The organism is Paenarthrobacter sp. NPDC091711 (assembly GCF_044756605.1).
In the GTDB taxonomy this organism is placed as follows: domain Bacteria; phylum Actinomycetota; class Actinomycetes; order Actinomycetales; family Micrococcaceae; genus Arthrobacter.
The window spans coordinates 385,708-397,291 of record NZ_JBIVTF010000002.1; the positions used below are offsets into that span (position 1 = coordinate 385,708).

Annotated in this window: 11 protein-coding genes; 4 read left to right on the forward strand and 7 right to left on the reverse strand. The window is 58.1% G+C overall.

What is annotated here, in order from left to right; translation table 11 throughout:
- Window positions 1-529: 529 nt before the first annotated feature.
- Window positions 530-1,630, forward strand: coding sequence for an OpgC domain-containing protein (gene opgC, locus ACIQH5_RS05125; protein ID WP_400400850.1), 1,101 nt, complete (start codon window positions 530-532; stop codon window positions 1,628-1,630).
- Between the two features lie 487 nt (window positions 1,631-2,117).
- Here opgC and ACIQH5_RS05130 read toward each other — a convergent pair whose 3' ends face one another.
- From ACIQH5_RS05130 to ACIQH5_RS05140, 3 genes are all read right to left on the reverse strand, one after another.
- Entirely contained in the window at window positions 2,118-2,909 is a 792-nt protein-coding gene (locus ACIQH5_RS05130; protein WP_400400852.1) for an alpha/beta fold hydrolase, read from the reverse strand.
- Between the two features lie 71 nt (window positions 2,910-2,980).
- Window positions 2,981-3,271, reverse strand: coding sequence for a hypothetical protein (locus ACIQH5_RS05135; RefSeq protein ID WP_400400854.1), 291 nt, complete (start codon window positions 3,269-3,271; stop codon window positions 2,981-2,983).
- A 100-nt stretch (window positions 3,272-3,371) separates the two neighbouring features.
- Entirely contained in the window at window positions 3,372-4,835 is a 1,464-nt protein-coding gene (locus tag ACIQH5_RS05140) for an O-antigen ligase family protein (RefSeq protein ID WP_400400856.1), read from the reverse strand.
- A 642-nt stretch (window positions 4,836-5,477) separates the two neighbouring features.
- Here ACIQH5_RS05140 and ACIQH5_RS05145 point away from each other — a divergent pair.
- Window positions 5,478-7,679: an acyltransferase family protein gene (locus ACIQH5_RS05145; RefSeq protein WP_400400858.1), complete on the forward strand. Its 2,202-nt coding sequence runs from the start codon at window positions 5,478-5,480 to the stop codon at window positions 7,677-7,679.
- Between the two features lie 436 nt (window positions 7,680-8,115).
- Here ACIQH5_RS05145 and ACIQH5_RS05150 read toward each other — a convergent pair whose 3' ends face one another.
- Genes ACIQH5_RS05150 through ACIQH5_RS05165 form a run of 4 tightly spaced genes read right to left on the reverse strand, consistent with a single transcriptional unit; the run spans window position 8,116 to window position 9,329 of the window.
- Complete coding sequence (locus ACIQH5_RS05150; protein ID WP_400400860.1) at window positions 8,116-8,346, reverse strand: hypothetical protein; 231 nt, start codon at window positions 8,344-8,346, stop codon at window positions 8,116-8,118.
- Window positions 8,347-8,613 (reverse strand): hypothetical protein, encoded by a 267-nt coding sequence (locus ACIQH5_RS05155; protein ID WP_400400862.1) that lies wholly within the window; start codon window positions 8,611-8,613, stop codon window positions 8,347-8,349. It abuts the gene before it with no gap.
- Window positions 8,614-8,638: 25 nt separating this feature from the next.
- Window positions 8,639-8,869, reverse strand: a complete 231-nt coding sequence (locus ACIQH5_RS05160) for a helix-turn-helix domain-containing protein (protein WP_400400864.1) — start codon at window positions 8,867-8,869, stop codon at window positions 8,639-8,641.
- Window positions 8,862-9,329 (reverse strand): hypothetical protein, encoded by a 468-nt coding sequence (locus tag ACIQH5_RS05165; protein ID WP_400400866.1) that lies wholly within the window; start codon window positions 9,327-9,329, stop codon window positions 8,862-8,864. Before ACIQH5_RS05165 ends, ACIQH5_RS05160 begins: the two co-directional genes overlap by 8 nt.
- A 188-nt stretch (window positions 9,330-9,517) precedes the next feature.
- Between ACIQH5_RS05165 and ACIQH5_RS05170 the strand changes: the two genes are divergently transcribed.
- Entirely contained in the window at window positions 9,518-10,963 is a 1,446-nt protein-coding gene (locus ACIQH5_RS05170; RefSeq protein WP_400400868.1) for a hypothetical protein, read from the forward strand.
- Window positions 10,964-11,485: 522 nt separating this feature from the next.
- Entirely contained in the window at window positions 11,486-11,584 is a 99-nt protein-coding gene (locus tag ACIQH5_RS05175) for a potassium-transporting ATPase subunit F (protein WP_082698017.1), read from the forward strand.

Genomic DNA, 11,584 nt, shown 5'->3' on the forward strand with positions numbered 1-11,584 from the left:
TGCTGCTAATGATGGCGCTAGGCTTTGCTTTTGTCCCACCAGGACAAAAGCATGACCTCATGGTCTAGATTCCGTTGGTGAGCGAGCAGACCACCTCCAAGTTGTCCCCGTCTCTCAACGCAGGCATTGTCAACAGCAGCAAGAGCCCGGAGCCAGCTACTCCGCCGCATGAACGCCCGCCGGTTGCGGGAGGGCACAAAGGGAGCCTTGCCCAGCCCGGCCCCACTCAATAAGCCCTTCAGCAATCTCCCCACACGCGCCTGTGGTGGGGCCAGCTCGCCTCAGAGGCACCACCGGTATCGTCCGTCAGCCTCGCGGCGAGGCAGCTGGTCCGAAAGCTCTCTGCGGGGAGTGTGTTGTCTCCCAGAACTGACGACACTCCCATGAGACGGAACCTGAATGGTCAACATTGCCCTGACCTGAGGATTAATAGCAAAATGAACGTGCCAGCGGGCGCTTCTGCGTTCGGCTGTCGACAGTAGAATTACCCTAGGCGCGCTGGGCGTCTGTTTATCTTTTGGGGGACCTTATGGCCGAGCCATTGCTTAACGCCGAGCCTCGGGTCCGGTCCCGGCGCGCCAAGCCGGCGCGGCAGCGAGACACAGCCATCGATCTAGTCCGGGGTCTCTGTATCGCAAGCATGGTCTTAGGGCATCTCGCGCCAGCCTCTTTGCTATCCATTGGATTTCACATCTTCCCGAAGTTCGACGGAGCGTCTGGGTTCGTGCTTCTGGGTGGATTGATGTTGGGCATCGTTCGTCGCAAGCAGGTGCAAAGTGCTGGTATGGCCTGGGTTCAACGAAAGAGTGTCAAGCAGATAGCTGTCCTATATACGGCACAGCTCATACTGGTGTGCCTCGGGGTTTGGGCTGCATACTCGGGTTGGGAAAGTCGCAATTTCCCCAATATGGAAACCTTGTCGGTCACAGACGTTGTCGCCAATGCCTTCATGATGACGCTCGCGCCTCCGGGCGGTGACGTACTGCGCCTTTACGTCTTCTTGCTGGGGCTTTGCATGATCGCCTACCCTATGCTGGAGCGCGGCTGGTGGGTTGCCGTACTTGCCGGGTCTTTTGCAATCCATTTACTGGGGCAGGCATTCCCCGCCGCAACTTCATTCAGCCCTTACGAGGAGCAGGCAGCGTCGGCTGGATGGGCAGGATGGCAGTTGCTATTCATCTCCGCGCTGGTGCTTGGCTGGCACTGGAAGTCTCTAAACATTCCAGCAAAGATCGACAGGCACGGATGGAAGGTGCTGCTTGTGTGCGCGGTGGTGGCGCTGGCTTTTGCAGCCGCGAGTGTTGTACTGCCTTCGTACTGGGAAGAAATTCTATTCAGTAAGTACACGTTCCCGCTGGGGCGAATTATTGTTGCCTACTCCGTGATCGCGGCCCTCTATATAGTCGCCAGAATGGTTGTCGACAAGATCCCCTCTGGTTGGCTTAGGCCTCTTGTAGTGACGGGTAGCTTTAGCCTCCATTCCTATATCATCCAAGCTATCGTCGTGGTCGTCGCGTACGGCTTCTTGGCAATGAACAGTGCATCCCCGATTGCTTTTGCTGTTGCCATAGCAACTCTCCTAGCATGCTGGGGATGGGCGGAGTTCAAGCTTAGAACCAGGAAGCGGTAAAGCTCCGTAGCGTCTGATCGGGCCGTCGCCATCTTGCGCTCCATTCCTTGCTCCGAGGCCGTCCGCCCTACCCCGCCTCCCCATTTCCTGCTCGCTCCGCGATCTCCTCGCGCGCGTACGGTGGAGGTAATGCTCGCCGGGGGCGGCCACAACGGTGCCGTTGGGGACGCTCGCGGCCTGGCGGTGCTGTAGATCGAGCCATTTGGGTGTGATTGTTCCCTATAACCAAGCCCTGCAGCAGCGGCAGTCCCTTCGGACAACCCGCGCCAAGCTCCTGTTCAGTCTCCTTCGCAGCTATAGCCCAGGTCGCGCCTCGCCATCACAGGGTTTGGTTGCTGCTCGCGGCAGCGCTAACGCCGCTACGGGCAGCAACCAAGATTGGATTCACCGGACTTTCTTTTACGCGACATCGGCGTGACCCGTGCGTTCTGCTGGGCCCTCCGAGTGCCGACACACTTAGAGTCCGCATCATTCAAAATGCACATTGTCAGCGAGCATGAACGCTGGCCAGGAAGCCTGTCAAATCCTCGGCGACTCTTTCCGGACATTCCCAGAGCACCAGGTGACCTGTGCCCTCGTACATCTGCAAGCGCGCCCCGTTGATGCGGGCAGCTAGAGTCTCTTGATGTTGTCGTGGCACGAGGTGATCGTGGGCGCCCCAGAGCATGAGTGTAGGGACGGAGATATCGCCGGTTTCCGTCGGAGGGAAGGCCTCGTAGAAACCCTGCAAGGAAGCCTTCCAAATTGAAGCCGGCATTGCGAGACCGTCCTTGACTCGGTCTTCGATGTAGGAGGTTGGCACGGCGTGCAGGAGTCGGTACCACGCCATAGACTCGCGCATCCAGCTTTCCGAGATCGGGTCGCTGAGTCCCTCGACCTCGTTCGCAAATGGTGGCTTCCCATGCAGGCTCAGGGGTGCGCCAACCAAGGTCAGGGATGCAACAAGATCTGGATGAGTGACAGCGAGTTGCTGCGCAACATAACCACCGCTGGATGACCCCAGGACGTGAGCTTGTTTGACGCCTATGGCATCCATGAGAGCAACGACGTCCTCAGCGACTTCGTACAGCGAGTAGCCGTCTACCGGCTTGTCCGCACCACCATGACCTCGTAGGTCAGGCGCCACAATCACGAACGTCGGAAGCGAGGCAATCAGACGACCGAAACTCCGCCAAGATTCGCCCCACGCATGCAATAGCAGCAGTGGCGCGCCGCCGACGTCGGCTGTTTGCTCAAGATTCCCTTGCACGAAGCAGGGCACACTGATCCCGGTGCTCAAAGAGACGGTCCTGACCTCGGCCTCCATGGCCCCAGCGTACGCTCGCCCCACCGCTGGCAGGAAGGTGTGACCTACCCCCGCCCCGACTCCCACTCCCTAACCCCGTCAGCGATCTCGGCCGCGTGCATGTGTTGGAGGTAGTGCTCGCCAGCGAGGGGAACCACGGTGCCGTTGTTGACGGTCGCGGCCTGGCTGTGGTGCAACTCAAGCCATTCCGGGACCTTCTCGTTCTCCGCCACCAAGAACAGCCGCAGCGGCAGATCCTTCGGGAAGTTTTGTGCCCAAGGCGTTCTGGAAGTCGCTCTTGATATGGCCAATCCGTTCAAGTCAGTGGATGAGAGGGAGTTAGGATCGGCGACCATTTGCATCTGCTCGCGGGCAGGATCGGTGTCGTTGTCGCAGGAGAGACCAATACTGCTCAGTGCACTACCAGGAGTTGCATCTGCAAGAATGGGGCCACAGCTAGAGCTTCGATTTGACCAAGTGCTTATATGTCGGCGGCAAGTTGAGCCTCTTTAGGTTGGGCTCGATTTCGGCCTTCGCCGGTTTGTCAGCGGACAGCGCGGCAAACAAGGCACCAAACAGGAGCCCCACGGAGAGGCTTCCGCCGTTGCTCACATCGTTGGGGAAAGGTGCGAACACCATCGAGGTCAAGAGGCCCGCAGCGGCAGCTCCCAAACCTATAACTGCATTACTCCCTCCCCTCAGGGACCGCAACACGGGGAGGATGAAGACTCCGACAAATATCGCCATCCCAACCAGACCAGTCTTGACTGTCAACCAGAGGTAGAAATTGTGCCCGTAATACTGCCCTTTTGTTGCGGAGAAGCTGCCAGGAGGGCCAACGGGGAGGCGGTACGCATAGCCAAATCCGTGCCCATAGAACGGGGATTGACTGATCCCCTGCATCAAGTAAGCGTCTTCATTCATTCGGGCGATTGCCGATGTGTCGTCGCTGATCGTGGAAGCATCCAAGCCCCCGACGACACGAGACATGAAGCCCTCGATCTGAGTCACAACGAAGTCGCCGCCTGGAATCCCGAAGGACATATGAGCAAGGCTGAGAATGAGAATTGGGAACCCGGCAAACACTGCAACCTTCACTGCTACCGCAACCGGCTTCATGGTTCGGGCAGCGAGCACCGCAAAAACTAATGTGACGCCGAGTGCTACAAAGCTATTACGAGAAAACCCTAGGAACACGATTGTCAGTGAGGGAATTAGGTATGGCAGCGCCAACCTAATGGGGACCCTACCGGAGATCATCAAAGCCAAGCTGGCCGCAGCGACTAACACGGAGATCTCAGAGGCAGCGGTTAGGAACCTCGTCGATTCGCTACTGCCAGCACCGGAGCTGTTCAAAAAAAGTGCTGTTGCTTCGGACCTACCCGCGATTGGGAAATGCAGCGCCGCAGCGGCCAACGTGACCACGAGGGATACCCAGAGCGAGACTAAAAGGACTTTGAGCGCTGTTTTGCCATGCGGTGACCCGTAGAGTCGGGAAGCCACAATGACTGCCAGGACAACCGACAAAAGACCGCGAGAGTCGCCAATAACCTCAATCGTTGGGTGCTTCTGGAACAGGCCCGCAAGCGCCCAGGCGACGATCAGCAGCCCAATCCAGATGGGGCGGCGCTTAGCAACCCAAGGCGCCTTGTGTGTTGCCAATGCCCAAACTGCCGCGACGGCGAGGAAAGGCTCAAAGAGGAATATCGTAGTCGAACCAAGCTGTGCCCGGTATGGAATAAATGCCGGAAATGCTGTTAGACCCAGGATCATCGCCAGATAGACGGACAAAGATGGGCGCAGCGTTAGGATGACCACCAGGAAAATCGCTGCGGTCATCAGTGCCGCGGGCACCATCCCAAGCGTGAGCGCAACTGCCATAAAAAGGGTAAAGAATCCCCCCAAAATCACCCAGATCATGGGCCAACCCTAGCAGTGTAGGCCCGCCGGGTGGACTGGGCCTGCACTCATTACGGGCCAGTCACGAGATACTTGAACTGGTAGTTACTGGACGCTTGGCTAGCAGATGGTGCCGCATTATCGGTGCCATTGTTGTAAGCGTCAGGAGGGTTGGCGCTGCTCCAGGGCGCATCGTGACGGTAGGGAGCTCCCCGAAATGGTGAGATGGCCACCGTAGATAGTGTTTGGTTCAGATGCCGCTCGGGCGTCCGTTAAGTCGTGACGGCAGATGGTGAGATAGGCGTCGTTCGGCTGTAGTTGAACTTGTTGGTCGTGCCGTTCTTGCCGTTCTCGCCAAACCCTGAGGCCCCACGAATGTAGTCCGTGGTTCCGTTATCGAAAGAGCAATTGTGGATAGTTACCCCGTTTTCCGAAACAAGGTCAATTGCTTGGGCAGGTTGAGCAGCTGCTGATGTGTGCTCCAAGAAGGGCAGCCCATTGAGCGTCAAGGTGTCATCGAAAGGTGATGCACCTGCTCTCCCATGTCACCACTAGTGGGGGACCAGTACCGGTCTTACCTTGCCCTGACCCTTACGGCTGCCTTTGAGCTGTCTGGGTGTCGTGCCTGTAAACTCTGCAAAGGTCTCACTCTGGGGGAAAACTATGCACAACACCACAACTCGGCCTCGGCCCGCAGCTGCCCTGAAGGCGAAAAGTATTCTAGGCAGGTCCGCACCGAGGCTCGACATACAAGGCCTCAGGGCCCTGGCCGTCCTGTCCGTTATCGCTGACCACCTGTTCAAGTTTCCCGCGGGCGGTTTTGTCGGGGTAGATGTGTTCTTTGTCATCTCCGGTTTCTTGATCACAGGGCTGTTAATCAGAGAGCACGCCCGGACGGGCCGCATATCTTTCGTTGACTTCTACCGACGACGCGTGCGCCGGATCACGCCAGTTGCAGTTTTGGTGCTTGCCGTTACAGTTGCGGCGTCTTGGACTATCTACACCCTCACACGAGCTCAGGCAGTAACTGTCGATGCCGTGTGGTCATTTTTCTTCGCGGCCAACTGGCATCTGGCACTTGTGGGAACCGACTACATGCAGAATGAAGGCCCCGTATCTCCCCTCCAGCACTACTGGTCCTTGGCTGTCGAAGAGCAGTACTACATGGTGTGGCCGATAGTGATGGTTGCCATCCTTGGATTCGGATTTAGATCGGCTCGCCAGCAGGCCTTGCGTAGGACAGTGCTCGTTTCAGCTCTCGTATTGCTGACCGTGGGTTCCTTTGCATGGGCCTTGCTGGAATCCGCTTCCGCCCCATCCTGGGCCTACTTCTCGACGTTCTCTCGGGCGTGGGAACTCGGTATCGGGGCGATTTTGGCAGCCTCCATAGGGCTGCTGAACAGGATTCCGCAGCGCGCCCGACCCATCCTCGGGTGGGCAGGTTTTTTGGGCATCTTGCTCAGCTTTTTTGTTATCACTCCCGAATCGACCTTCCCTGCCCCCGGGGCTGCTTTGCCAGTCCTGGCGACAGCTCTGGTGATTGCGTCAGGGACCGGCAGCTCCCGAGAGTTCCTCAAGCCATTGACTAATAAAGTAACCAGCTACATCGGTGACATCTCCTATTCGCTTTATCTTTGGCACTGGCCGGTCATTATCCTGTTGACCGCTTACGTTCCTGCCACCCAGCCGATTTACTTCTACTTGGCGCTGGCCGTTTCGGGCGGGCTATCGATCTTGTCTTACCACCTCGTTGAGGAACGCATACGACGTTCTTCCTGGCTTGATCCAAAAAAGAAACTTTCTCCTCGCCAGCGCCGTGGTTTTCGCTTGCCGCAGTTGCCCTGGCGGAACGGGTTCCCAGAAAGGGGCCCTGTCATCGTCCTCGCTGTCCTCGCTGTCACAACAGGGGGAATGACTCTAGCTGCACTGACTTTTTCGCCCGCACCGTCCACTCCAACCCTTGTCGTTGCCCCCAATCCCTCCGCCTCCGTGAGTACTGAAGATCCGAAACTAAGCCCAGCCGTACAGGGCGTCCAGGATAAGATTTCAGCCTCACTGGCAGCGACATCATGGCCGGACCTGGACCCCTCACTGGATGCCCTCGGGAATTCCGCCTGGGCGCCCGAAGTCTTCACTGACCGTTGCCTCACGGTGCCGGAGGACAAGTGGGGCGTCAACTGCGTTTACGGTGACAAGAACTCAGTCAAAGTCGCAGTTGTAATGGGCGATAGCATGGCGGCCAGTTGGATGCCAGCCATCCGCGGGGCCTTGGAACCCCAGGGATACCGAATCGAAATGCTGACGAGGTCCGCTTGCCCGGTATTCAATGTCGTGCTGACAAAGGATCAGGATGCCTGTGCGTCCCATCGGGACGCCTCCATACAGTATGTTGTCGAAAATAAGCCCGACCTAGTCATCATTTCAAACCTCGATTCCATCGGTAACACTGTTGCCGGGAAGGACACTGCCTTGGCCATGGTGGAGTGGGAGTCTGCTGGCAAAGACAGCCTCACCAAGCTCGGGAACGGAAGCCGAATAGTCATGCTCAGTGTGCCGCCTCGCGGGCCGAATCTGAATGACTGCGCAGTCGCGGGCAGCACACCACAAACATGCACGGCCGAGATTCCTACCTTTTGGCGGTCAGTAACTTCGCGGGAAAAGGCCGCCGTGGAGGCGGTCAAGGCTAGTATCCCCGTGCAATACATTGATGTGGCGAACTGGTTCTGTACGCCACAGTCCGTCTGCCCGCCGGCTATCGGAAACAATCCCGTCCGAGTCGATGGCATTCACATGGTTGGCTCTTATACGGCCACGCTCTCCACCGTGATGGGAGAGGTGCTGAGCGCTATTCCGGCCACTCCGTAATGGGTTCCTGAAGATCTTAGAACGGGGCGCCGTTGGGGGCTGATCCCTTCCAAGATCTGAGCCGTCACGCACGTCAGCTAAGCGAGTAGAACCCGCCTGTAAAGATGATGCGCCCGGTCCTGTTCGTGACGGTCGGAGCCCCGATCGCTCCGATGCGGAATTCGGTCCGTGCGTCCGATAGGTCAATGAATCCTTGGACCATTGCCTGAGGTGGACTCAAAACGGGCACCCTACTTGTCTATGGACGTCGCCTCGGATCCGCGATGCTTCCAGCTAGTGAGAGGAAGGTCCGAAAGTGTGCCCCAGGGCCCAGACAAGTGCCTCCTGCGTGGGTAGCGGTGTGAGTCTCAGCTGAATGCTCCTCGCGGAGACGCATTTCGTCCGCGGTTTTCGCAGTTCTATGGCATTCCTCAAGCCGTCCCCACCCAGTGAGGCGCTACCTTGACCACAGGAAGATACCTAGGAAGACCAGCCCGGCGAAGGCCGGAATGGCGGCTGCCACCTTCGACCAGACCAGTTGATGCTTGTAAGTCTTGAACTGATTGCCTTCGGGCAGCCACGCCCAACCGTTAACGCCGGAACGTGCCATGACGTTGCGCATCAGGTACAGCATCAGGCCATTGAGGATGAGGAAGGCGCCGACGAATGCCACGAACGGATCGCCCATCTAAGCTCCAGCCCACGGCGGCCGGAAAATGAGCGTCAGCACCACCATTAGCAGGCCGCTAGCGATCAAGACCGAGCAGAAGAACACTCCGAGCCTCCCGAAGCCCCGGACTCGCTCCTCATCTGCTTCATGGTGCAGTTCGGAGTTGGAGTGATCCACTTTCCGGCCAAGCATTTCTAACGAGACCCCATACTGCATGCGAGCGATCCACTTCCTGAAGAGCAGCCACACCAGGCCGACCCCGATGAAGATGAGCCCGAGCGTCATGCTTCCCCCTCAAGTCCTCTGGTACTTACTCAGCCAGCTCGCCGGCGGCGATGCGCGCTGCAGTCTGCCTGTAGGCCTCAGCTATGTAGTCTTCGACGTCGCTAACAGCGATACGCCATACGTTCCGGCCCCCGACCTGGATTCCCCGCAGGTCACCGGACTTGAGCGACGCCCTGATCTGGCTCACTGAAACGTTGAGCTCCTCGGCCACCTGCTCAACGGTCAGGAAGCGAGGTCGCTTGATGTCCTCAGGCACGCTTAGCCAGCATAAGCTTGATCGTCTGAACCACAATCCCCACGATGAGGATCAACATGAAGAGGCCAGGGATCCGGCCGCTGGTGGTCGCGTAGTCGAACATGTTGACCGCAGTGAATGTCAGCGCCAACCCTGAAAGAACAAGCGCGGCAATGAGCGGAAGCTTGGATATGCTGCGTCGGGCAACAATGTTCCAGATTCCAACGCCAGCCAGGGCTAGGAAGTAGAGAATATTGAGAGCAATGTAGCCCACCTGTTCTGATCGTTCAGCATCGGTGAGAGCTTCCAGCTCCGAGCCATACATTGAGTAGAGCCAGACGAAACCCGCCGCCGTGACCACTGAAAATACAACGAGCCCGACGCCGATGGACGCTCGCGCTTTGCGGGCCTTCCGGGGATCGTGTTCCACGGAGACCGTGGATGCCGGCAGGTCGCTTGGGCGAGGTACTTGAAGGCTCATAAAGGCTCCAGTTCAACGTGCAGAAGGAACTCTTTTGTGCCCCCATCGAGAATAATGTAGCAGTGCGCGCCGTCACATCCCGCAATATCTTACTCCTGATTCCTGCCGCCCCGGGGCGCTAGCGTCTGCGCGAAATCAGTTGTGGGACGCTATACGTGCAGCCCGCTTTCAGGAACAGGAAACAAACCATGCCACCCCGCCAAAGCCCTGCCCAGAAGTTGGCCGCCAAGCTCCTGCTCGGCGGCGAATGGGCGCCCGTGACCAACAGGATCGGGTTCGTGAAGAAGCCTCTGGACGAGGCCACCGTCGAGTGGCGGAAGTGGGTCCAACGAAGCAACCATCAGGCGCGGGACGGAATTGGCGTCACCGAGCATCAGGGCACTTTGACTGAGCTGCTCAGTAAGCTCTTGCCCTTAGGTTATGGGACGCGTTGGCTGCTTCTGGAGACGGCAAACCCTGAGTGGACCGCTGTCATGGAGAACACCACTGGTGGCGCGCATTTCCAGTACTCGCTGCGGCACCATCTCTCAGAGGTCAGGGGAATTCCTACCATTGAGGTGAACGACCAGCCCAAGAACATGAAACGCATGCCCGACGAAATGGCCCGGGGACGTTGGGGAGGCCGTGACCTTACTGTTTACGATGAGGCCGGGCACAGGAGGTCGCTGAGTCTCTATGACTCTGCACCTTGGAAGTTCCACCACGGTGGGGAGCCCTACGACTTTGAGGACGTCGAGCAGTATTCTGCGCCGCGGCCTCTGGATTGTTTCCCCCACGAGACGTTGGTGCACATTTGCCGCAACTTAGGACTGGACCCCTTCGAGGAGGACTTCTATGTTCCCAACGGTCGGGCCTTCATTGTGGAGCTACTTCACGACGGAAAGCGTTCGGGAGGGAAGAAGTACACACTGGCCGAGGCGAGGGCTGGTCATGAAGATATTAGTGTTCCCGCCGTTGACGACCCCGTGATTGGCAATGCCCTCTACCCTTCAGGTTCCGGAAACCCGAACCCCGACGCTATCTTCCCGGTGACAGGATTCGAGCCCTACACTAGGCCGACCCCGTGGGACCAAGCCGTGAAGGACTTCGAAGAGTGCCTGAAACGCTATAGCAGCTACCCAGTCCGTGCGTCCATCAGTGAAGGACTGGAAGACCTAGGTGTTCTTGCTTTGCCGTCACGGTCGTCTGGTGGGTCTGGAAGCACCGAGATCAGCGTTATGGCCACGCCCACGTTGTTGGAATCACCTGCGGCTGTCCGCGAGTACACAGCAGCCTTCATGATCCTCCAATGGACGCAGGCCGATGACTCGTCTGCGTACAAGTCGTTCTACCCGAACCGGAAGCAGATGGGCGTCATCCGGCGCATCTACAAGGAGCAGGGCCTCTACCCCTTCGATGTGAACTCCAATGGCGTCTACTTCACATTGGCCGTGGACAAAATGATCCGAAGCGCCACCAGCCTCCGGTTGACGAAGGAACTCGTTGACTGGGAAACATCCCAGCCAGCACCGAGCAGTGCTGAAGCGGCCGCCAGGAGAAACCGATCCTGCGCGTGGGATATCCGGATGGACATCCAAGAGCACGAAGGCCAGATCTGGAACTCTGACTTGGATGATCGCGTCCCGACGCCCTAGCTGACCGCAGTGCGACTACTTGTTTAGACCGCGGGGCCGGACACCTGTATTTGGGTACCGTGTCCGGCCCCGGCCCGCGGTTCGTACAACCGCCAACTATTGGGGGTTTATTGGTGGTAGTTCATGAGCCGCTGAGATCAGTAAAGTCCAGAGGATACTGTCTGAACACGAGTAGTAGGTACTCGTCTTTCAACCCTATCCGAGAGCCGGCTACTTGCTGCGCCGCCCAATTTCCGCGTGTTCTCGCGGTTGGAAGTTCCGTCCGGCTCCGAAAAAGCGACGGTGCCGTTAAGAGCGCGTCAAGATTTCCGGCGGCAGCATTAAGGATTCGTAAGGAACGCCTTTTCGCCACTTTTGCAGGAGTTGACTGACATCAGCCCCGCAAATAGGGCTCTGATGAAAGGACGTTCCAGTGGCCGACGTGGCTGTTGTGGTGATTCTTGTGGTGAGCATGGGAATCGTGATGTGGGTGGCCCACCTTTTGGGCAAGATGGTTGACGGCGACGGCCCGGTGAGCGGGCAATGAACGTGGATGCCATCATGTGGGTGGGCTTGTTCGTCCTTGGCTTGGCCGTTGCAGGTTACCTGCTTGCAGTGCTGCTCAACCCGGAAAAGTGGTGA